Genomic DNA, 24509 nt, shown 5'->3' with positions numbered 1-24509 from the left:
TAGACATTTTTCGGCAATTTCCCCTAAATTTTTAATATACTTTTTCAAAATAAAGTGACACCTTACTTATTTATCCTCATTAAGACAAAAGCAGTGCTTAACGCACTACTTTTGTCTTTTTTTCCTTTTCTAAATTACGAGCCGTTTCGCTTAACTCAACATCTTTTCCATCTTTAAGTGTTCCAAATATAAAATCGAATACTGGATTTGAAACACCAAACCAAAACTTTTCGTTTTTATAATGATGTAATATATGTTGTTTTTTTAGCCATCTTCCAAACTTAGTGACGGGACGAATCGGTCTATGAGCAATATAATGTTTCCATTCGTAAACGAGCAGCATAATAATCATTCCGATTCCAAATGAAAGTGCAATAGTAACACTTTTTGTAATACCATATGCTATAAGTAAATATATAGTAAAACTAGGTATACTAAACCATACAGGTAAAAACAAAAGTTTTAAATCATCTGGATATACGTGGTGATCATAATGCAATCTTCTTAACATTTTTAATAGAAATGTGTTTTTAGGTGGCTTTATATGGAATAAAAAACGATGTGTCATATATTCATTAAGTGTATAGAAAACAATCCCAAACATACATGCTAACATGCCAAACCACGTAAAAAATTGCATTTTTAAAATAATAATGCAAATAAATAGAATGCTATACATAATAACAATATCATGTTGTAAAAAGAACTCTTTCCCCACTTTCTTCATCTTGTTTCCCCCTTTTTCAAAAAAACAGCCGCAACATATCGTTACGACTATTTCTTTTCTATTCTTATTCTATTCACTTTACAAATTTGCCTGCTGTTCTATTGCCGAGAAAAAATTGTTTGATCCAAATATATTTTGCTTCGGAATAATATGTTCCACTGCAAACACTGTTACTTCTCCTCTTTGCACTTCTCCAATAATGAGCCCAAATATTTCATGATTTACTGCAAACGTCGGTTGCTTTGTTTGTAACAATCTTGCAGCATTATGAAATACCGCTTCATATAGTGGATTTCTATCAGTAATTTCTTTTCGGATTTTTGGCGCTAACGTAATTATAATTTCTTTTCCGTCAATAGTGGTTCGATACATAAAAATCTCCCCTTCAATCTTATGTGAACAACTGTAAAGCTTTGTATGCAAAATGTATAGAGTAACCTACTAAAATAATACCTGCTCCGGCTGTTATGTAGCCAAGCGCTTTTGGTTTTAATAAAGTTCTTCCAAAATGTACAGAAAAAGCAATATTTAAATTCCATAAAATAATACCAACAATAATGCAAAGACTGTACAAAAAAGCTTCTTGTTTCGTTACCTTCGTAAGTAATGAGCTAAGTGTACTTCCGTATATACCAAACCAAAAAACAAGATTTAATGGATTGGATATCGCAATTAAAAATCCTGCCATAAACGATTGCTTAAGGCCACCTACCTCTTCTTTTTTATATTCCATATTCGATTCGAAAATTCCTTGTTTTACACTTTGAAATCCTAAATAAAATAACAAGAAAAAACCCGTGCAATACATGAAGGCTTGTACATATGTATACATAAACACAGAAGATAAACCGAAATAAATGAGAAGCATAAATAAAACATCTGCAGTCATTCCACCAATTCCAACAACCCAAGCGTGCCAAAAACCACGTTCAATTCCTCGTTTTAACATTTCAATATTAATCGGCCCTACTGGCGCAGCTAATGATATACCTAATACGATTTGCTGTATAATTGCTCCAAACATCGCTCTATCCTTTCTACTCTCTTTATTACTAGTTAATGATATAATTTGAAAAAATAGACTAGCTTTCGTAATAAAATACCCTTTTTTATCCAAAATATACAAAAGAGCCATCCAGATGATGGCTCTTATTTTTCTATCCTATGAAGAAAAGGACATTTCCCTTTTATTAGCTCTACATCGTCTCCTATGAAATATTGTTTCCATTCACGATGCTCTGGGTCACCGTAATGACTAATGTTAGGATGTTTCGGCAATTGATCCCACTTTTCAACTCGCTCACGGACCATTTGTCTTGAATATGCTCCTTTAGGACGATCTCCCTCTAATCCATCAAAAATAGTGCGTGGCTGAAACCCAATAACGAGAGAATTCCCTAAATGTCTAGTTTTTCGTTGTTTATAAGCTGGCGCATTTCCAAATGCAAATATTGGCTCACCACCAAATGAAAATTCCCATAAATAATGATCTGGATCTTCAGGAATTTGCTTTGGCCATGCTTGATTATCGTTTTCATGTAAATACTGTAGCACTTTCCAAAAGGAATCACGGTAATATTCGAGTGATTGTTCTTCACATTCCGGTTCTACAAAAAGGAAAAAGCCCCTTCTTACAATCGGCCTCTCTTTCATTAACTCTAAAAAAGATAACATTGTATGTGGCAAATGACTCCAATCATTATGAGAAAGAAATGAATAGCGAAGTTCATTCTTTTTCAAAGCTGTTAAACCGAAATAACATGGAAAAGTTGGTTCTAACACGACACTTGAAAAAATCTCAAATTCTTTTGCAACCCAATCCGGTATGTCGGTTCTCGTTCTCATTTCTTCATTATCTAATAAGTAAGACTTATTCATTCTTTCACCTCATTATGTATAGCATTCAATTAAGAATATTACATACTCGGCCTGTCCTATACCTATTTAAAAATTCGACTGAAAAATTATTTAAAAATACAAAAAATAAAATCGCTTACTTGACTAAATTCTCCCAATTCGTGTATATTTAAATTAATCATTTAGCAGAATATTCAAGAATATAGCATTTTTAGTTTATATTATTTTTCAAATGAATTTCACTAAATGAAAATAGTAAACGCTTTTAGGAGGAATTATAACATGCAAGGAAAAGTAAAATGGTTTAACAACGAAAAAGGTTTTGGATTTATCGAAATGGAAGGCGCTGACGATGTATTCGTACATTTCTCTGCTATTCAAGGAGATGGCTACAAAGCTTTAGAAGAAGGTCAAGAAGTATCTTTCGACATTACTGAAGGTAACCGTGGACCTCAAGCTGCTAACGTAGTAAAACTTTAATCCAACATATAACAGGAGGTTACCTTACTTGGTAACCTCCTTTATTATTCCTTTGTATATTTCCGTTTTACAGAGCAAAAACTATGTGAAATGCGCAATATACAAAGGAGGCAGTAACAATGGGATCAGAAGTAAATGATTTTGAAGAAGTAAAATTCCGTGTAGAAACAGCACAAAAGATGGTAGGTTCTGCAACAATTTCAATGGATCCAGACACATTAGAGCATGCCACTACTGCAGTAGAAGCAGCTCGCTCACAGCTTGAAATTATGAAATCTGTTGCAGTAGATTTAGATGAACCATTTTTAATGAACGAGGAAAAGAAACTAAGCAAATGCGAGCAGCAATTAAACGAAGCAAAGCACTAAAAAACATCCAGAGAATTTTCTCTGGATGTTTTTTTATGACAACTGTTCTCCATACTTTTTCAATGTTTCTCCAACTGTACATTGTCTTATACAAAATGAATGAGCATAATACTTACTATTTGTCTTTCGATTATGTTCTCGCAAGAAACATCCTTCACAGTATGTTTCTAATAAGTCATTTACCTCTGTAATGAGTTGCTTTTTATCCACCTTTGCACCTCTCTATTCGGTTATTTCTTTATGACTATCAATGACTGTCCCTTCTAATGCTTGCGTTGCTAATTGATGTGCTTCTTTATTTTGTTTTCTAGATATCGGTTCACATACAAGTTTTAATTTCATTTGCTTCGCCTTTTGTTCAATTTGATCTAAATAATGGTTTAAATGCTCATCATAACAAGGCCATTCTCCGGCTAATTGCTGCAATACAACTTGAGAATCGCCGCGAAGTGTAACTGCTTCATATTTAATCCCTAATTCCTCGAGTATATTCATACCGTATAATAGTGATGCATACTCCGCTTCATTATTATCATCTATACCTTCTATATATGCATTGCGGCGAATGCGGTAGTTTGTATTTCCTTTTTTATAATACACACATATACCAACGCCAGCTTCTTTCGTTTGCACATCATACCCCCCATCAAAATAAACGAGTATTTCTTGGGGCTCTTCCTCTACTTGCTTACTTAACTTTTTCATCTCTTTTAATGACCATTCTGCGTCCATTTCATCATAAAATGAAAATTCTTTTACTCTTCCTGTTTTCTCAAAATCCTCTGCAAATTGAAGTATTTCTTCTATGTTCATATACTCTGTTGTTAATTCCGTCTGCAATCCGCGCTTCGTTTTATACAACCAATGAATTTTATATTTCATACTACATTCCCCTTATGTAAGACTTCTTATATGTAGCCAGCTAATAAAAGCCTCACTTTATTTTATTATATTTTATCAAGAGTCAAAGAATTATATTCAATATTATCACATGCAAAAAGAGCTATCCCTATAGGAATAGCTCTTTCATCTATTACATAAATCTTTCAAATTGTACTCGCTTATTAATCCAGTACATTACAGGCATACCAATCGCCATGACAACAAATTCACCGATTGCACATGTTAACCAAGACAACATAAATGGTAAACCCAATGCAAGATGAAGTTCAATTGCAATCATAAACATTGTAATCGTAAAGATAACTGTATTAAAAATCATACGAGCCCAAACACCTTTAATAAATCGCATAGAAATAATCGTTGCAACTAACGCAAGAATAGATTGCCCTACTCCAAATACTAAATCGTAAGCGATCATAGGTGAGAAAAAGAGATTCGTTAAAAATACACCTAATACAATTCCGTAAATTGCTTTCTTGTTAAATACAACGAGATGATTAAACATCTCTGAAATACGAAATTGTACATTCGTAAAGCCAAATGGCTGAATAAGCATAGAAACAGCAATATATAATGCCGCTAAAATACCATTACCGACTAAAGTTCTAATATTCATGACAAAATCTCCTTAGTTTTTTTACGTGGGATGGTTTCGAACCACGTTATTCGTTTTTTAAGCAACAAGATTATATTTTACGTGGTAGCCCCTCTTTCGTCAATAGATTCCTATCATAAACTACCTTTTTCCTTTTAGACAACGTATAATGAAACATATGAAAGATTTAGGAGGTTTCACTTCATGACAGCAACAATTCAAAATGAAAAAGTGATCGTTTCCATTTCTGACAAAGGTGCAGAATTACAGAGCGTTCGCTTAAAAGAAGACAACACAGAATATTTATGGCAAGGTGATTCTACTTATTGGGGACGCCGTGCACCAATTTTGTTCCCAATTGTCGGCCGATTAGTAGATAATACATACTACGTAGACGGTAAATCATATTCATTAACACAACACGGTTTTGCTCGTGATCTTACTTTCTCTGTGAAAGAACAAAGCGAAACAAAAATCACTTATATCGTTACTAGTAATGAAGAAACATTAAAAAAATACCCATACGAATTCGAACTACTCGTTTCTTATGAGCTAGATGGACAAATCGTTCATGTAACATATGAAGTAAACAATCCTACTTCAAAAGAGATGTTCTTCTCAATCGGAGCACATCCTGGCTTCAACTTCCCTTTATTGGACGGTGAATCATTTACAGATTATCATTTATCGTTTAATGGTTCGGAACGCTTAGAAACAAGCGTATTAGAAGGACCTTATCTTTCCAACAAAAAGCAATTAATCGCTGAAAATACAACTGAATTGCCACTTACATATGATTTATTCAAAAATGATGCGCTTATTTTTGAAAATATGAATACGAATGAAATTTCGATTCGTTCTCATAAACATAATAAATTTGTAAAAGTAGAATTTGATGGCTTCCCATTTGTCGGCGTATGGACACCAGGGGATAACGCACCTTTCTTATGTATTGAACCTTGGTATGGAATCGCTGATGAAATAAATCCAGCAAAAGATTTCAAGGACAAAAAGGGAATTCAATCTTTACAAGCGAATGAAACATTTACATGTCGTTATAGCATCACAATCGGATAACTACTCTATCCCCTACTTCAAAAAGCATTTAAGTAGGGGATAATCTTATAATTTGGAGGTTTCTCATTTTGATTGAAGTATATATTGATGGTGCATCAAAAGGAAATCCTGGTCCTTCTGGTGCAGGAGTGTTTATTAAAGGCGTTCAGCCACCTGTACAATTATCATTACCACTTGGAACAATGTCCAATCATGAAGCAGAATACCGCGCTTTACTTCTAGCATTAAAATATTGCATCGAGCATAATTATAGCACTGTCTCTTTTCGTACAGATTCCCAGCTTGTCGAACGGGCTGTTGAAAAGGAATACGCAAAAAATAAAATATTTGCACCTCTTTTAGATGAAGCGCTGCAGTACATAAAAAAATTCGATCTCTTTTTTATTAAGTGGATTCCAAGTAGTCAAAATAAAGTAGCTGATGAATTAGCTAGAAAAGCTATCTTACAAAATTAACGGGGGTATGAGTGTGAAAAAAGAGTGGATTGCTCCTCTTGCTTTATTATTTGTCTCTTTTATTTGGGGAGCTACGTTTGTTGTCGTTCAAAACGCTATGTCTTTCGTTGGTCCATTTACGTTTAATGGTATTCGCTTTTTATTCGCTGGAATTATTTTATTATTCGTTCAAATTATTTTCTCACAGAAAACTTCAAAACAAGATATAAAACATAGTAGCACGGCAGGGATAATCGTTGGTTTTTTCTTATTTGTCGGTTATTTATTGCAAACATTTGGCTTACTCTATACAACATCTTCAAAAGCAGGTTTCTTAACTGGGCTAAGCATTGTTATGGTCCCAATCTTATCATTTATCTTTTTAAAACAAAAAGCTACCATTTTCATCGTACTTGGTATTGCTGTAGCTACAACGGGTTTATACTTATTAACAGCTGCTAATTCTTTTCAATTAAACATTGGAGACATACTCGTTCTCGGTTGTGCAGTCGCTTTCGCTGCCCATATTCTTATTAACGGCCTCTTCTCTAAGAAAATATCACCTTTATTGTTAAGCACGTCGCAAGTATTAGCTGTCGGTATGTTTTCTTCTATTTGCGCCTTTTTGTTTGAAGATTGGGAAAAATTATTTTCAGTAGTACTATGGACGAATTCTTCCTTTTTATTCGCTCTATTTTTAACTTCCCTATTTGCGACATCCATTGCTTTTTTCATTCAAACATCAGCACAAAAACATACGTCTCCAACGAGAGTAGCAATCATTTTCGCAATGGAACCCGTTTTTGCTGCCTTAACAGGCGTTCTCGTTGCAAACGAACAACTTTCTATTTCTGCTATTATCGGATGCCTCTGTATTTTCCTAGGCATGATTTTTGTTGAATTACCTTCCAAAACAAAAAAAGAAGCGCAGGCTGCGTGAAGTTACGCTTGTAACTTCCGCATAAAAGCCTTAGCGCTTTTTTTATCTGTAATTTCTTCCTCTTTCAATCGTTCTAATAACGCAACGAAATAACTACCATCAAACTGCAATTGATGTTTAATTGTCGCTTCTATTGCTGCGTTCACAATCCCATCAGACGCACCAGTATATCCTTGTCCGAACATAATAAACCCTTGTGCTTCCTCTGATAATTTAAATCCTTTCGTATGTAAGAATGAAAGATAATCTTCTACTGTTTGCATGTTATTCCCACCTACTCAAAAATTCTCCATCTCCTATCATACATGTTTTTACACGCTATGAGAATGAAATTTCTTTGACAACTTTGTAAATCAATCTTCTACTTCGCTTACAATGGAGGATTTCCTAACAACCTGAAGGAATATGTAAAGTGGAACTTATTTCATATTAAAGGGGAGACACGATGAAACAAGCACTATTAATTATCGACGCTCAACAAGAATTAATTGATGGAAATGAGCAAGAAAATGAAGTTTTTCGCAAGACCGAGCTATTATCTACACTAAATACAGCAATGCAGAAAGCAATAGATTCAAATGCTCTTATTGTTTTCGTAAGAGATATCGATGTTGCTTCTGGCAGCGGCGAAGGATTTGAAGTACATAATCAAATTCAAGTACCCCAGTCTGCAATCCTTATTAATAAAGCAGCAACCAATTCATTCTACGGCACTTCTTTACTTGAACTTTTAAAAGAAGAAAACATTAATCATATTGTTATAGGCGGATGTAAAACAGAACATTGCATCGACACTGCCGTTAGGACAGCAACTGTACAAGGATTTGACGTTACATTAATTAAAAACGGTCATTCAACAACTGATTCTAACGTATTGTCTGCAGAGCAAATTATTGGTCATCACAATAAAACTTTACACGGCCATTATAACGTTGATCATTTTTCAGTTGTTAGAGATATCGAGGAAGACCTCTTTCAACCTACTCATGACCAATATCGTGATTAAATTGGCTATAAAAAAGAATCCTTTTCACGAAAGGATTCTTTTTTCACCCAAAAACTTGTGCTGCAATGCTATACAGTTCATTACTCCTTTTTAATAATTTATCGCTATTTTTCATCATAATTGATGGTGTATTAACCTTTTGAAAACCAGTAATCTCTAATTCTTTCATGAAACCATTCTTTCCTTCTGGTACATCCATTCTTAATTTACCATGATGCTCTCTTGCTAAATCATGTACTATTCTCATTGCCATCTCATCATTTTTAGCAACAACCGGCCCTATTATCTTATTTTCTGGTGTTTGTATGCTTAAACCGTAACCTAATACATTTTGTTCCTTGTCCCTTACAACGATACACTGTTCACTTTGCATAATTCTTTTCTTTAAAAACTCTTTTCTATTTGTTCCAAACGCATATTCATCTATTTTTATTATTTTTTCTAAATCACCCTCTTCATAATTCATCACATAATCTTCATTTCTTACACAATAATCTTTCGCATTGTATGAGTTACATATGTATTTAGAAACATAACTTACTGCCCTAAATCCTAACTTTTCATATAAAGGTTTCCCTTCATCCGTAGCAATAAGCATAATTGGAGTATGAGCTGATACGCTTTTAACGCACGCTTCCGTTATTATCTTTCCAATCCCTCTCCCCTTATAATCTGGATGTACAATCACCATTCCGATAGACGCTAATTTCTCCCCATATAATATTATTGCCGCGCTAGCAATTAGTTCCTCTCTCTCATTCCAAACACCGTATACAATCCCTGCGTTAAAAATAGTCTCAATTTCTTCTCTGTTATAATCCCACCCAATATAAGAAGATAATGATACAATATTACCTGTTTTTTCTTCCCTAAGACGCTCCACTCTAATTTCCAATTCAATCATACTCCATCCCCTTATCTAGACATTTAAATCATTATTATCAAATCAACTTGTACATGTTTCCATTTATTTATCACACACATATCCTATTTTGACCAAGACTATATTGGAAATGAGGTGACAACATGCCCATTACGAATCGATTTTCTACCACCACTAACGGCGCACTCGCTATTACAGGTAATACTTTAGGCTTAAGTAAGATCAGCAATCAAAACCGTGCTGGTACAATCGGGGCAATTGGTGCATTTGCAACTACAAATACTGCTTTACAAGTACCTACTTTTCCTGCTGGTACAACGTTAAACTATACACAAAATAGTTCTACCGCTATTTTAAATATCCCTGCTGGTAGTACTATTCTTTACGCAGAACTCGTTTGGGGTGGAAACTATTTATCTCGTGATCAAAACATTACAAGTGTATTAGGAAACCCAGTTTCTTTTACAACACCTGTTTCAACATACTCGATTACTCCTTCAGCTGTTACGGCTTCAAATCAAACTTTCGTTTCAAACTCTATTACATTTGGCTTTTACACTCGTTCAGCAGACGTAACAACTCTTATTCAAGCGGGAGGTGCTGGTTCCTATACTACAGGAGCGGTTCCTGGACTTGTAGATCCTATAGATGCTTCTAATGGAACAATTAATTCGGCTGGATGGACACTTATCGTCGCTTATCAAAACGGGACATTGCCAGCAAGAAACTTAACCATTTATGTAGCTGGTAACCGTGTTTCTGCAGAAACTGGTAGTGCCGATGTATCTGTTTCTGGATTTTTAACACCTTCAGGAGGACCAGTAAGCGGGAGATTATTTTTAAGTTCTACCGAAGGAGATGCAGATTTAACCGGGGATCAAGCTTTATTTGGACCAAATTTCAGTTCATTAAATGCTTTATCTGGACCAAACAATGCTATAAATAATTTCTTCGGTTCTCAAGTTAATAATGCTGCAGGAAACTTAGATACAACAGGGACATTTGGAACGCGAAATCAAAGTGCTTCTACAAGTACAAACATCTCCGCAGGAAGACAGGGCTGGGACATTACTTCCATTGATATTTCTCCTTATTTAACAAACTCACAAGTATCCGCCGCAATCCGTTTAACTACTAACGGAGACGCATATATGTTAAATACAGTAGGCTTACAAATTAATATAAACTCACCAAATATACAAGCGACGAAAAGCGTGAATAAAAGTGTTGCTGCAATTGGAGATATTCTCACTTATACAGTTACTATCCCTAACACCGGGCTTCTTCCTGCCAATAACGCTATTTTTATAGATAGTCTCCCTAGCGGTACTTCTTTTATACCCGGCACTGTAACAGTAGATAACGTACCACAAACAAATGCAAATCCTGCGGCTGGTATATCTCTTGGAACAATTAATAATGGTGCTTCTCGTACAGTAACTTTCCAAGCTACTGTCGTTTCTCTTCCAAGTCAAAATCCTATCTCTAACACTGCTAATATTACATTTCAATATACACCAATCGCCGGAGGAACAACTTTTAATGGTCTTGCAACAAGCAACTCTGCTGGAACACAAATTAACCTCGCAGATATTAATGGAACAAAATCAGTTAACAAACTTTTTACCGATATTGGTGAAACATTAACTTACAGTATTGCCTTAGCTAATATAGGAAATATCGCTGCAACGAATGTGATATATACGGATCCGATTCCTAGCGGGACTACTTTCATTTCAGGGAGTGTAACTGTGAACGGAGTTACTCAAGCTGGAGCAAATCCCGCTAATGGTATATCAATTGGGTCAATTGCCGCAAATTCCACTACTACTATTTCATTCCAAGTACTCGTTCCTTCTATCCCTCAAACAAACCCAATATTAAATAGTGGAACAACAACATATCAATACATTCCTGTACCTAATCAACCAGCAGTAAGTGGGACTGATAAGACAAATATTGTCTCCACTCAAGTGAATAATGCTACTGTAACAATGACGAAAGCAGTAGATAAAAATTTTGCAGATATTGGTGATACACTAACGTACACCGTTTCCTTTACAGCTACAGGTAATACAAATGCGAACAATGTTATTTTTACAGATGTCATCCCTACTGGAACAACTTTCGTTCTAAACAGTTTAACAATAGATGGCACGACACAAGTGGGCGCAAATCCCGCTAACGGCGTGAATATTGGATCCATCCCAAGCGGCACAACAAAAAATGTTGCATTTCAAGTAGTAGTAAATACAATACCCGCGTCAAATGTCGTATCTAACGGATCAAGTGCTTCTTATCAATATACCGTCAACCCTAGCCAATCACCCGTTACAAAAAACATTTCTTCTAATCTCGTTTCCACTCAAATTAACAATGCGAATGTAACATTAACAAAATCAACTAACAAACAATTTGCCACAATTGGCGAAACGATAAGTTATACAATCCTTATTACAAACAGTGGAAATACGGCCGCTAATAACGTTCAACTAACAGACCCACTTCCAAATGGAACGATATTAACTCCTGGTACTGTAACACTAAACGGAGTTTTGCAAAATGTAGATTCTCTCGTCGCTTTACCTATCGGCACAATTCCTGGCGGGGCTACTTTTACCCTTTCTTTCCAAGTAACAGTCATCAATATTACGACCCAAAATCCTATCATTAATAATGCCTTCGCTTCTTATCTATATACTGTAAATCCAAATTTGCCACCGACTTCAAAGACAGCAAATTCTAATTCTGTTACATCAACAATTAGACTAGCAAATCTCCATGCTAATAAATCTGTAGATAAAACGTTTGCGGAAGTTGGCGATGTATTAACTTACACCTTCGCTCTTACTAACGATGGGAATGTTGCAGCGAACAATGTATTACTATCCGATTCAATTGCGAATGGAACCGCCTTTGTACCAAATAGCGTTATAGTTAACGGTGTTACTCAACCAGGCGTTACACCAACTAGCATCAATATTGGTAGCATCAATGCTAATACTACAATTACAGCTTCATTCCAAGTAGTAATAACTAGCATTCCAAATCCAAACCCTATTTCAAATAGCGCTTCCATCTCCTATAACTTTATTGTTGATCCAAACGCTTCACCTGTAAGTAAGAACACTACTTCAACCACTACATTTACTCAAGTAAACGATGCAAATGTCATTTCAGCCAAAACAGTGGATCGAGCGTTCGCTACCGTAGGGGATATATTAACTTATACTGTTACTTTGACGAATGCAGGAAGTGTTTCTGCTGATAGTCCTACTTTCGTAGATACGAATCCAGACGGTACTACCTTTATTCCAAACACTTTTCTTATTAATGGTGTACTCCAAAATAACGCAGATCCAAATATAGGTGTTCCACTACCTTCCATTGCTGCTAACGGCTCACTTACCGTCTCTTATCAAGTAACCGTCACCTCTTTACCAACACAAAACCCAACGATAAATTCATCTAGTACACAGTATAGTTTTATTCTAAATCCGGGCGATCCACCAACTGTAGAAACATCTGTAAGTAACACTGTAAGTACACAAATTAATTTAGCAAATGTAGTGATTGTCAAAGAAGTAGATTTAACTATCGCCGATGTCGGGCAACCAATCACATATACAATTTATTTAGCTAATCTTGGAAATACTATAGCAAATAATGTTATTGTTACCGATATAATCCCTAATGGCACCACAATCGTACCAAATAGTATTTTTATAGGTGGTGCTTTACAACTAGGTGCAGACCCTAGTACCGGTCTTCAAGTCGGCTCCATTCCTTCAGGTGGTTTTACAACGATTGTTTTTCAAATAAGTGCAAATGGGCTACCTTCACCAAACCCAATTCAAAACAGCGCTTCACTTCAATATAGCTTTATCGCTGATCCAAATTTACCTGCTCTTGTTAGAAACGCTGCTAGCAATATAGTAACTACACAAATTAATACTGCTAATATCGTTGCTACACAACTAACGAGTACAAACTTCGCTGATGTTGGTGATGTCATACTATATGCGACTATTTTAACAAATAACGGGAATATCCCTGCTGCTAATGTAACGTTTACAGATATCATTCCAGCGGGTACCCTCTTCATTCCTAATACTGTAACGATTAATAATGTCCCTGTAGCTAACGCAAATCCTGCTACCGGCATTTCAATTGGTACAATAGGAGCGAATTCATCACGCACCGTTGCATTCCAAGTTTTTGTACCAACTATCCCTGCTGTAAATCCAATTACAAATCAATCAGGCACAACATTCCAATATACGTATGATCCATCCAAACCTGCTGTGATGCAGATGGTTGCTTCTAACACTGTACAGACAACTATTAATAACGCCTCAATTGCCGCTACTAAATCTGCAGATAAACAGTTTGCTAACGTAAATGATATTATTACGTACACGACTACTTTAACGAATAACGGGAACACACTTGCATCAAATGTAATATTTACAGATGTAATTCCAAACGGGACATCATTTATTGCTAATAGTGTTACTGTAAACGGGAATACACTGCCTAATGTAAATCCAGCAAGTGGAATTGCCATTGATCCAATAAATCCGAATGCAAATACGCTCATCTCGTTCCAAGTACAAGTAAATTCTATCCCGAATCCAAATCCACTCCCGAACCAAAGCAATACAACGTACCAGTACGTCGTAGATCCTAACTTACCTCCAGCATCCGCCAATACGTTAAGTAACGTAATAACAACTCAAATTAATAACGCTACTATTGTCGCTACTAAGTCTGTGAATACACCGACAGCTGCAATTGGCGATATCGTTACCTATACGATTGCAGTAACAAATACAGGTAATACTCCTGCTAGTGCGACTGTTTTAACGGATGGGCTTGGTGCAGGAGCTTCATTTATCCAAAACTCCGTAACGATCAATAATGTCCCACAACCAGGATTAGATCCATCACTTGGTATTCACTTGGCAGATATTTCGCCAGGAGATACTGTATTCATTACTTTTCAAGCACAAATTTTAGCGATACCACCTAGTGGCACATTAACAAATAATGCTCTTGTAAATTATGAATATACCGTGAATCCCAACCAATCACCTGCTGTCAATAGTACAATTACGAATACAACGGTTACTCCAATTATTGATGCTACTCTTTCTATAAATAAAACTGTCAATTCAACATTCGCTACTATTGGAGATACACTTACTTTCACTTCTACCATTACTAATTCCGGTAATACTACCGCAAACAATGTTATTTTTACAGATGTAATTCCAAATGGTACAACGTTTATTCCAAATAGTTTTACGGTAAATGGAACAACTATTACTAATGCAAATCCACAAAACGGTATCAATATTGGTAACTTGAATTCAAATGCATCTGCTACACTCAGTTTTCAAGTAAACATTACAACACTTCCAAACCCGAATCCAATCCCGAACAAATCATCGCTTCAATATAGCTTTATTGTAGATATAAATGAACCGCCAGTTTCACGAACAGTTCAATCTAATAAAACTTTTACACAAGTAAATACTGCTTCCGTTATCGCAACAAAAACTGCAAGCAGTGCTTTTGCTGCTGTTGGAGATACAATTACGTATACAACTATCCTCACCAATAGCGGAAATACTTCAGCAAACACACCTGTTTTTATCGATATATTACCACCTGAACTTTCATTCGTTCCTGATAGCGTACAAATTAATACAATCCCACAACTTGGATTTAGACCAGATAGCGGAATCTCTTTAGACTCAATTCCAGTTGGAGGAACGACAACAATTAGCTTTCAAGCTATCGTTGGCTCAATACCAGCTACAAACCCAACTTTGAACCAATCTAGCACAACATACTCGATCATTATTGATCCTACCCAGCCGCCGGTGATAGAAACAGCTACAAGTAATCCAACTTTAGTTCAAATTAACGAAGCGATTATTCAAGCAACGAAAAGTGTAGATCGACTATTTTCTGACGTAGCACCTGGAAATTCATTTTTAACGTATACTGTTTTATTGGATAATATAGGAAACGCAACTGCTACGAATATCATTTTTACAGATCCGATTCCAAATAACACAGTATTTATAGAAGATAGCGTTCGAGTAGGCGGAGTTTTATTGCCTGGAGTAAATCCAGCGAATGGGATACCGATTGGGGATATTATTGCTGGAGATTTTATAAACGTTACCTTCCGTGTGCAAGTAGTTAGCATTCCAAATCCAATTTTCACAATTGGACCAGGCGGACCAAACTCACCGGTTGTAAACAGCGCTTCCATTAATTGTCAATTTATGACAGGTCCAAACTTACCACTCGTTTCAAGAAGTACGACGTCCAATCCGGTTTCGACACAAATAAATTCTGGGGAAATTGTGGCAATCAAATCTGTAAATAAAACTTTCGCAACAATTGGCGATACAATTTCTTATACAATTACATTAAGTAACCCTGGAAATGTCACTTCACAAAATATAATTTTTACGGATACTTTACCTGATGGAACGACATTCATATCTGGCACTCTTACAAACGATTCTGGTACACAGCAAATCGGAAATCCAGCTAACGGAATTCAGATTGGAAATATAAACCCAAATGGAACGGCCGTGATTACTCTTAACGTACTTGTTACAAACATTCCAAGTATAAATCCAATTTCTAATTCTAGCTCTGTACAATTTGCATATGTGGTCGATCCTAGTCAACCTGCCGTATCGCAAACGAATGTATCTAATACGGTTTCGACAACTATTAATAGTGCAATTTTAACAACAAAAAAGAGTGCTGATAAATCTATAGTTTCAGTTGGAGATACGATTACGTATACAACTACTATTAGAAATACCGGAAATACAGCCGCAACGAATATTACTTTCACAAGCGCTATTCCAGCTAACACTACCTTTATACCAAATTCAGTCACAATAAATAGCGTTCAGCAGTCTGGTGCGCAACCAGCACTTGGAGTAAATATACCAAATATCGCTCCTGGTGAAACGGTAACTGTTACTTTCCAAGTAAATGTTATTTCCGTTTCCCCTTCCAGTTCAATTATGGGTAATGACACAATTTTATATTCTTATACTGTTGATCCAAACAGCGCTCCTGCTACTACCTCTACTTCAACGAATATTGCTACAAATCCTGTATTAGATGCTATGATAACGATGGTAAAATCGGTCGATCAAACCCTTGTAACACTAGGCGATACCATAACCTATACGACAATTTTAACGAATAACGGTAATACAAATGCAACTAATATTACTTTCACGGATCTTATACCAAATGGTACAACATTTATTACTGATAGCGTTACAATAAATGGACTCACACAAATTGGATTGAATCCTAATACAGGCATAACGATTGGATCAATTGCCCCTAACAGCTCAATATCTATAGCATTTCAAGTGACCGCTACTTCTACCCCTGTTCAAAATCCTATTGCCAATTCCGCTACTGCTTCTTACACATTTATCGCTGATCCCAATGCACCTATTGTTTCAAGAAACGTTACTTCAAACACAGTGTTTACTACGATTAATACAGCTAACATTCTTTCATTAAAACAAGTCGATAAATCCTTTAGTCGTATTGGAGACACACTCACTTATACTGTCGTTTTAACAAACAATGGAAACTCATCCGCACAAAATGTTATATTTACAGATACCGTACCAAGCGTCACTACATTTATTGCAAACACATTTTCTATTAATGGAGTTCCTCAAAGCGGGGCGGATCCATCGAACGGTGTGAATATTGGGACAATAACAGCCGGGACTACAGTAACAGTTTCGTTCCAAGTTACTGTAACATCATTACCAACCGCAAACCCAATTGTAAATTTCTCATCAACATCGTATCAATTAGTCTCACCACCTGAAGCAGAAACTTCAATTAGCAATCCTGTTTCAACCCAAATTAAAGAAGCCATATTATCTATGACCAAAAATGAAAGTGTATCCTTTGCAGATATCGGGCAAACTGCTTTTTATACTACTTCTATTACCAATGTAGGCAATACCGATGCAACTAATATTGTATTCACAGATGCATTACCAAGTGGACTCACATTTGTTCCTAACACATTAACTGTCGATGGCGTTTTACAACCTAACGCGGATCCAAATACAGGTGTATTACTTGCAACACTTCCACCAAATGAAATATATAGCATCGTCTTTCAAGTTACAGTAAACAATATTCCCCCTAGTAACCCAGCACCAAATACAGCATCAACGACGTATGAATTTACTGTTGATCCTGTTAATCCTCCCGTTTCAAGTGCAGCTACTTCCAACACTACACTCCTTCAAATAAACAACGCAACTATTATTAGCACCAAAACAGCAAATCTTACTTTTGCGGATGTTGGTAATACAATAACATTTACACTTAACCTTCCTAATACCGGGAATGTGACCGCAACTGATGTAACTATTATCGATATTCTTGATAGCAATTTAAGTTTCGTTCCAAATAGTTTCACAGCTAATGGGCAAACCATTCCAAACGCCGATTTATCAACTGGTGTAAATATTGGTTCCATTAATGGTGGTAATACGGCAATCGTTACATTCCAAGCAACTGTTATTACACTTCCAACACTTAATCCCATTTCTAACTCTGCTTCTACCACATATCATTATGTCGTTGATCCTAGCCAGCCACCTATTACAACTTCCAATCAATCTAATACAACGACAACACAAATTAATAGCGCTATCCTTACTGCACAAAAAAATTCAAATGTATCTACGGTAGATATCGGGCAGGATATTACCTACACCGTTACAATTACAAATAGCGGAAATGTGAGTGCAACGAATGTTATTTTTACCGACCTTATTCCAGACGGAACTTCCTTTGAACCGAATAGCTTTACACTGAACGGAACTAGCATCCCAAATGCAGATATCATTACAGGCGTTCCAATCGGTGATATCGCGCCAAACGAATCTGTCATCGTAGCATTTCACATTATCGCCAATGAAATTCCGCCTATAAATCCAATTACTAATCAAGCTAGCGTTAGCTTTCAACATATCGTTAATCCAGCTAATCTTCCAGTTTCAAAAAATATTATTTCTAACAACGTTACAACAAAAATTGAAAGTGCTATTTTAAATACTATTAAAATAGGAGATAAAACTTTTGCAACGATTGGTGATACGATTACGTATACAACGACTATTACGAACACAGGCAATATTCCTGCTAACAACGCTATATTCTCAGACCCTTTACCATCGTGGACACAATTTGTTGCAGGATCAGTTATTGTTGATGGCACTCCATTACCATCCGCTTCGATTATTAACGGTGTTGGCATAAATACAATCAGTCCAAATCAAACTGTTACAATCATATTCCAAGTACAAATCGTAAGTAATCCAACAACGTTCACACCTGAACTCCAAAACTTAGGATTTGTTAACTTCCAATATAACGTAGGCAATGCATTACTGGCTCAGCCTGGCAATGTGGAAACGAATGTCTTCGTTACTTCTATTAATACAGCCATACTTTCAGCTGTAAAAACTGCTAATACAGCCTTTGCAAATATTGGAGATACGATCACTTATACAGTTTCGATTCAAAATAACGGCAACACAAACGCTACGAATGTAAATTTCTCAGACCCAGTTCCAACTGGAACGACCTTTGTTGAAAATAGTTTTGCTGTAAATGGAAGTACCATTCCAGGCGCAAATCCAAATAACGGAGTGAATATCGGAACAGTTAGCGCAGATAGTTCCTTAACCGTTACTTTCCAAGTCATAGTTACATCTACTCCACCTTCAAATCCGATTACAAACGTAGCATCTATTCAATACGCATTCATCGTTGATCCGGCCTCTCCTCCTGTTACAGGCACGATAAATTCTAATAGCGCTTCAACACAAATTAATAACGCGACTGTTACAACTGTTTTACAAGCAAATCGTTCAATTGTATCTATCGGGGATGTAATTACGTATACAGCAACATTAACGAATACTGGAAACTTCCCTGCAAACTCTGTATTACTCATTAACGGAGTTCCTGAAGGAGCATTATTTGTTCCAAATAGTGTTACGCTCAACGGGATTTCACTTCCAGATGCAAGTCCAACTCTCGGTATTCCAGTTGGTATTATCGCACCAGGTGATTCCGCTACTATTACGTTCCAATTTCTTGCAAGTTCTATTCCACCGCAAGGAGCGATTATAAATCAAGCACTTACAAGTTACACGTATATTGTCGATCCAAGTCAACCTCCTGTTACAGCAACATCCTCGTCTAATACGGTTAATACAGCTGTTGTTGATGCATCGTTATCCGTAATTAAAAGTACAGATTCTCTCGTACAATCTACTGACGGTACAATCACTTACACAGTAGTCGTTCAAAATAACGGAAATACTACTGCAAATACAGTTACTTTAACAGATTTGGTCCCAGAAGGAACTGCATTTATTCCGAATAGCGTTACCATTAATGGTGTTTCTGTTCCAGGTGCCGATCCTAACGTAGGAATACCATTAAACTCCATCACACCGTCAGAAATCGTCACTGTAACATTCCAGGTTATCGTTCAATCTATACCAAGCGTGAACCCAATTTCTAATACAGCCCGTATTGACTATACTTTTATCGCCGATCCAACTGCTCCTATCATCTCTCGAACAATTACGTCTAATCCTGCTTTCACACAAATTTCGGATGCAACTATCCTTTCTTTAAAAGCAGTCAATGCACCTCAAACAACAACAGGTGATATTTTGACTTACACAATAACACTAGAAAATACCGGAAATATTCAAGCTACGAATCTCATATTTTCAGATACGATTCCCCAAGATACTACATTCGTAGAAAATAGTTTTACACTTAATGGAACAGCTATACTTGGTGCCAATCCAAATGTAGGTGTTACTTTACCTACCTTAGCAGCAAACGCTACTCACCTTATTTCGTTCCAAATTCTTATTAAAGATTCATTCTCGCGAGAATCGATTACAAATCAATCCAATACAACATATACAATCCAACCAGACCCAGGGCAATCGCCTATTACTGAAACATCTACTAGTAATATCGTCATTACAAATTTCGTGCAAGCTCAATTGACAATTACAAAAACATCCAATCCAACAACTGTAGATATTGGCGGAACTATACTTTATATTTCTGAAGTGAAAAATATCGGTAATGTTGACGCAATAAATATTGTTTTCACAGATTCTATCCCAGCTGGGACTACATTCGTTCCCGATAGTGTCACAATTAACGGTGTCCTTCAGCCAGGTGTAAATCCTGAAAACGGAATACCGATTGGAACAATTCCAGCTAACAGTTCCAAAACGATACTATTTCAAGTGCAAACAAATAATCCACCTACTGAAACCGAAATTGTAAATCAATCTTCAGCAACTTACCAATATGTAAGTATCCCTACAGCCCCACCAGTGAATCGCTCTGCAAATTCTAACATTGTTACAACATCACTTCAAAACGCAAATATTATTTCTGTTAAAAGCGCGGATATAACTTTCGCATCAATCGGGCAAATTATTACCTACACAAATACACTACAAAATATAGGAACCGTTCCAGCTAACAATACCGTGTTCATTGATAACATTCCAGAAGGTACTATATTTATTGAAGATAGCTTAGCAATAAATAATGTAATTCAGCCTGGCGCTAATCCTGAAAACGGAGTAACTCTCGGCACGATACAACCAAATGAAACAGTCACTATTTCATTCCAAGTACAACTTACAAATATACCAGTTGGCAATGTAGTCATTAATATTTCAGACACCTCGTACGAATACCAAATTGACCCTAGTTCTCAAATTATTCAGCGTAGATCGTTATCAAATGCAGTAAATACTGAAGTGCGGACGGCAAATGTTAGTGCAATTAAATCCGCTAACAGATCCATTACACGTATCGGTCAAATCATCACATATACAGTCGCAGTTACAAACGCTGGTACAATACCTATTACAAATACTCTCCTACTTGACGCAATTGCTTCTGGCACCACATTCGTTCCAAATAGCATTCTTGTAGATGGCGTACCAAGACTTAACGAAAATCCAATTACAGGTATCAATCTTGATATAATTCTTCCAAATAATACGATTATTGTTACGTTCCAAGTAAGCGTAGTCTCTATACCGCCACAAAATAACATTAATAATATCGCCGTCATTCACTATGAGTATCGACCAGACCCAAGCACACCACCAATTTCAGAAACGACCTCTTCCAATGCTACAAACATACAATTTATTGATGCTATTCTTATTGCTACAAAGTCCACTAATACTGTATTAGCTAACATTGATGAAACCATTGAATATACAGTATTCATTCAAAATAATGGATCGGCTACAACTAACTCCATCTTTTTTACAGATACTATAGCGGATGGAACAGTATTTATTCCAGGAAGTGTAGTAGTTAATAATACTGTACTTCCTGCAGCAGATCCGAATATCGGCTTTTCCATTCCTAATGTCGCAGCAGGTCAAATGGCTACAATAACATTCCAAGTTTCCGTTACGAATTTACCTGCTGTAAATCCAACACCTAATACTGCAAACGTCGTCTACGACTTTATTTTCAATCCTGACTTTGCACCAATTCAAAAATCTACTACTTCCAATACTACTTTTGTTCAAATTAATGATGCTGACATCGTTTCACTTAAAACTGTTGATTTAACCTCTGTAACGATTGGTGACATTTTAACTTATACAACAACTTTAACGAATACAGGGAATACGGATGCCACTGCTGTTGTATTTACAGACAATATTCCTAATGGAACAACCTTTATTGACGGTAGCGTTTTAGTAAATAACATTCCTCAGCTTAATGCCAACCCAAGTGCAGGTATACTTGTAGGAACGATTGCTCCTAATATTTCTATCCCAGTCACATTTTCTGTTACCGTCGTAGCTCTTCCTGCTAGCGGCCATGTTCAAAATCAATCAACTTCTCGTTATACAATAAACGTGGAAGAACAAATATCCACTAGCAATATTACCTTCACTGAAGTTATTTCTGCTAATGTAATTGCGACAAAAACAACCCCTATCCAATATGCTGACCTACAAACTATTATCCCTTACACTATTTCCATTACAAACAATGGGAATATACAAGTAGAAAACATTATTGTTACAGATATCATCCCAGCAAATACGAGCTTTATAGAGAATAGTGTTATCGTGAATGGCAACGCTCGGCCAAATGACAATCCACTTAACGGTATACAAATTGATAACATTCCGCCTAATACGACAGCAACCATTCTATTCCAAGTACGGGTTACTTCGATTCCACAAACAAATCCAATCTCTAACACGAGTACAATTGAATATGAATACACGGTACCAAATCGACCACCTATTACCGAAACTATTATTTCATCAGCTGCTTTAACAGAAATTAATCATGCGAATTTGAATAGTAATAAAGCTGTTGACCTTGCATTTGCAACGGTTGGTGATACGTTAACGTATACGATTACACTAAATCAAACCGGTAATGTTGCAGTAAATGATGTAATCATTCAAGATATTATTCCTCAAGGTACTACGTTTATAGAAAATAGCGTCATTGTAAACGGAGAAACTCTTCCAGGAGTGAATCCAGTAAGCGGCATACCAATTGGTACTATAACTATTGGTGGAGATGCTATCGTTTCATTCCAAGTAACTGTGACTTCTATTCCAACACCAAATGAACTAAACAACAACGCAATTACTACTTTTAACTATATAGTCAACCCAAATAACGTACCTGTTACAAATACGACTACAACAAATACTGTCAAAACTACTGTCCAAAATGATAATGTCATTGCTTTTAAGTCTGCTGATGTAACAAACGCCTTACCTGGTCAAACTTTAACGTATACAATTACGATTACGAATAGCGGTAATGTAACGATTGAAGACCTTCTTGCCATAGACGCCGTACCAATAGATACGACTTTTGTTGCTGGTAGTGTTACGATTAACGGAATCAATCAGCCTAATGAGAATCCTGAAAATGGTATTACGTTAGGAAATCTTGCTCCTAATGAATTTGTTATTATTACGTTCCAAGTGACAATATCTTCTTCTACTCTTCAATCTACAATTAATAATGATGCTTCTGTTTCCTATACCGTTATCATTGATCCAACAAAACCACCTATTACAATTACAAAACAAACAAATACCGTTACAACGACAGTTATTGATCCGATGGTTCGCATTGAAAAAACAGCTGACAAATCTATTGTCGTTATAGGAGATATCATTACATTCACATTAGCGGTATTCAATCATTCCCCAATTCCTACAATCAGTACTTCTGTTATAGACACAATTCCAGCTGGTACAACATTTATAGAAAACAGCGTAACCATTAACGGCACTCCCGTTCCAAATGTTCGTCCAGACACTGGTATTAATATTGGTTCTTTATCTGCAGGTACAGTAGCAACTATAACATTTCAAGTTCTCGCAACTTCTATTCCTTCAAACAGTACAATTATAAATTCTGCAACAGTTACCGCTGCTTTTCAGTTGACATCACAGGATCCAATTATTACTTTCATTGTTAATTCAAATATCGTTCGTATACCAGTTCAATTTATAACTGCAACAGTCACGAAAAATGCTTCCGTCAGCTCAGCTTATTTAAATCAATATTTTGATTACACGGTACGCATTACAAATACTTCTGAAATTTCACTCTCAAATATTTCGTTACAAGATACTATTCCAGCAGGTTTACAATTTATAAATGGCACTGTCTTTATTAACGGTGAACGCTCTCCACTAGCGAATCCGAATATCGGTTTCCTAGTCGCTACTAATTTGGAACCAAACGAAACAATTATCGTGTTATTCACAGTACAAGTGATAAGCCCCCCTGTTAATAATCCCTTTAAAAATACGGCCAATATTTCGTTACAACTTCAAGTCTCGCCTACCGACCCACCAATTACAGTAACCGTTACAAGTAACGAAAACATCGTCACCTTTGTTCCAGAAAATCCAGATGAAGCACTTCCAAATTTAAATTGCTTCTTTGACGGTGAACGCTTCATTCGCATTACTCCTCGAAATGTACGAAATTACCTTTGGACTTGGATTTGGTGGAAGTAATTGAAACAAAAAAGAGATTGTAGTTTGGTTGAAACCAAATTACAATCTCTTTTTCATTACCTA

General features: G+C 36.1%; 16 protein-coding genes and 1 riboswitch. Of the genes, 7 read left to right on the top strand and 9 right to left on the bottom strand.

Annotation, left to right across the window (positions count from 1 at the left end; genetic code table 11):
• Positions 1-97 precede the first annotated feature (97 nt).
• The 4 genes from QO049_RS19280 to QO049_RS19265 all read right to left on the bottom strand — a co-directional run bounded on the left by QO049_RS19280 (position 98) and on the right by QO049_RS19265 (position 2605).
• A complete protein-coding gene (locus QO049_RS19280) occupies positions 98-727 on the bottom strand; it encodes a sterol desaturase family protein (protein WP_000755391.1) in 630 nt (209 codons plus the stop codon).
• Positions 728-805: 78 nt separating this feature from the next.
• Entirely contained in the window at positions 806-1099 is a 294-nt protein-coding gene (locus tag QO049_RS19275; RefSeq protein WP_000286362.1) for a hypothetical protein, read from the bottom strand.
• Positions 1100-1118: 19 nt separating this feature from the next.
• Entirely contained in the window at positions 1119-1862 is a 744-nt protein-coding gene (locus tag QO049_RS19270) for a LysE family transporter (protein WP_001196846.1), read from the bottom strand.
• Positions 1863-1876: 14 nt separating this feature from the next.
• Positions 1877-2605, bottom strand: a complete 729-nt coding sequence (locus QO049_RS19265; protein WP_001043750.1) for a YqcI/YcgG family protein — start codon at positions 2603-2605, stop codon at positions 1877-1879.
• 261 nt (positions 2606-2866) lie between these two features.
• Here QO049_RS19265 and cspB point away from each other — a divergent pair, with 261 nt between their 5' ends.
• Both cspB and QO049_RS19255 read left to right on the top strand, forming a co-directional pair.
• Positions 2867-3064, top strand: coding sequence for a cold shock-like protein CspB (gene cspB, locus QO049_RS19260; RefSeq protein WP_001161731.1), 198 nt, complete (start codon positions 2867-2869; stop codon positions 3062-3064).
• 119 nt (positions 3065-3183) lie between these two features.
• Complete coding sequence (locus QO049_RS19255) at positions 3184-3432, top strand: DUF2564 family protein (RefSeq protein ID WP_000534400.1); 249 nt, start codon at positions 3184-3186, stop codon at positions 3430-3432.
• 33 nt (positions 3433-3465) lie between these two features.
• On the opposite strand, the gene QO049_RS19250 is transcribed toward QO049_RS19255, so the two are convergent.
• The 3 genes from QO049_RS19250 to QO049_RS19240 all read right to left on the bottom strand — a co-directional run bounded on the left by QO049_RS19250 (position 3466) and on the right by QO049_RS19240 (position 4951).
• Complete coding sequence (locus QO049_RS19250) at positions 3466-3642, bottom strand: zinc-finger domain-containing protein (protein ID WP_000358801.1); 177 nt, start codon at positions 3640-3642, stop codon at positions 3466-3468.
• A 12-nt stretch (positions 3643-3654) separates the two neighbouring features.
• Positions 3655-4314 carry a ribonuclease H family protein gene (locus QO049_RS19245; RefSeq protein ID WP_000875544.1) on the bottom strand — a complete coding sequence of 220 codons (660 nt, stop codon included), beginning with the start codon at positions 4312-4314 and terminating at the stop codon, positions 3655-3657.
• 151 nt (positions 4315-4465) lie between these two features.
• Positions 4466-4951, bottom strand: a complete 486-nt coding sequence (locus QO049_RS19240; RefSeq protein ID WP_001026474.1) for a QueT transporter family protein — start codon at positions 4949-4951, stop codon at positions 4466-4468.
• Between the two features lie 6 nt (positions 4952-4957).
• A riboswitch (PreQ1 riboswitch) is annotated at positions 4958-5002 on the bottom strand.
• Positions 5003-5134: 132 nt separating this feature from the next.
• Between QO049_RS19240 and QO049_RS19235 the strand changes: the two genes are divergently transcribed.
• The 3 genes from QO049_RS19235 to QO049_RS19225 all read left to right on the top strand — a co-directional run bounded on the left by QO049_RS19235 (position 5135) and on the right by QO049_RS19225 (position 7381).
• Positions 5135-6007 carry an aldose 1-epimerase family protein gene (locus tag QO049_RS19235; protein WP_053564860.1) on the top strand — a complete coding sequence of 291 codons (873 nt, stop codon included), beginning with the start codon at positions 5135-5137 and terminating at the stop codon, positions 6005-6007.
• A gap of 68 nt (positions 6008-6075) precedes the next feature.
• A complete protein-coding gene (locus QO049_RS19230; protein WP_246962456.1) occupies positions 6076-6462 on the top strand; it encodes a reverse transcriptase-like protein in 387 nt (128 codons plus the stop codon).
• Between the two features lie 13 nt (positions 6463-6475).
• The gene (locus QO049_RS19225; RefSeq protein WP_246962453.1) at positions 6476-7381 is read left to right on the top strand and encodes a DMT family transporter; all 906 of its coding nucleotides are present in this window, start codon (positions 6476-6478) and stop codon (positions 7379-7381) included.
• Positions 7382-7383: 2 nt separating this feature from the next.
• Here the strand turns inward: QO049_RS19225 and QO049_RS19220 are convergent, their stop codons facing one another.
• Positions 7384-7644: a DUF6123 family protein gene (locus QO049_RS19220; protein WP_001195212.1), complete on the bottom strand. Its 261-nt coding sequence runs from the start codon at positions 7642-7644 to the stop codon at positions 7384-7386.
• 182 nt (positions 7645-7826) lie between these two features.
• Between QO049_RS19220 and QO049_RS19215 the strand changes: the two genes are divergently transcribed.
• On the top strand, positions 7827-8387 hold the full coding sequence (locus QO049_RS19215; RefSeq protein ID WP_246962450.1) for a cysteine hydrolase family protein: 561 nt from the start codon (positions 7827-7829) through the stop codon (positions 8385-8387).
• A gap of 43 nt (positions 8388-8430) precedes the next feature.
• Here QO049_RS19215 and QO049_RS19210 read toward each other — a convergent pair whose 3' ends face one another.
• Complete coding sequence (locus QO049_RS19210; RefSeq protein ID WP_246962448.1) at positions 8431-9291, bottom strand: GNAT family N-acetyltransferase; 861 nt, start codon at positions 9289-9291, stop codon at positions 8431-8433.
• A 122-nt stretch (positions 9292-9413) separates the two neighbouring features.
• Here QO049_RS19210 and QO049_RS19205 point away from each other — a divergent pair, with 122 nt between their 5' ends.
• Complete coding sequence (locus QO049_RS19205) at positions 9414-24446, top strand: cell surface protein (protein WP_284489405.1); 15033 nt, start codon at positions 9414-9416, stop codon at positions 24444-24446.
• Positions 24447-24509 lie beyond the last annotated feature (63 nt).

It is taken from the genome of Bacillus sp. RB3 (genome assembly GCF_030164735.1).
GTDB lineage: Bacteria > Bacillota > Bacilli > Bacillales > Bacillaceae_G > Bacillus_A > Bacillus_A cereus.
The sequence above is the reverse complement of the archived record's forward strand: the minus strand, read 5'-3'. Positions and strand labels throughout refer to the sequence as shown.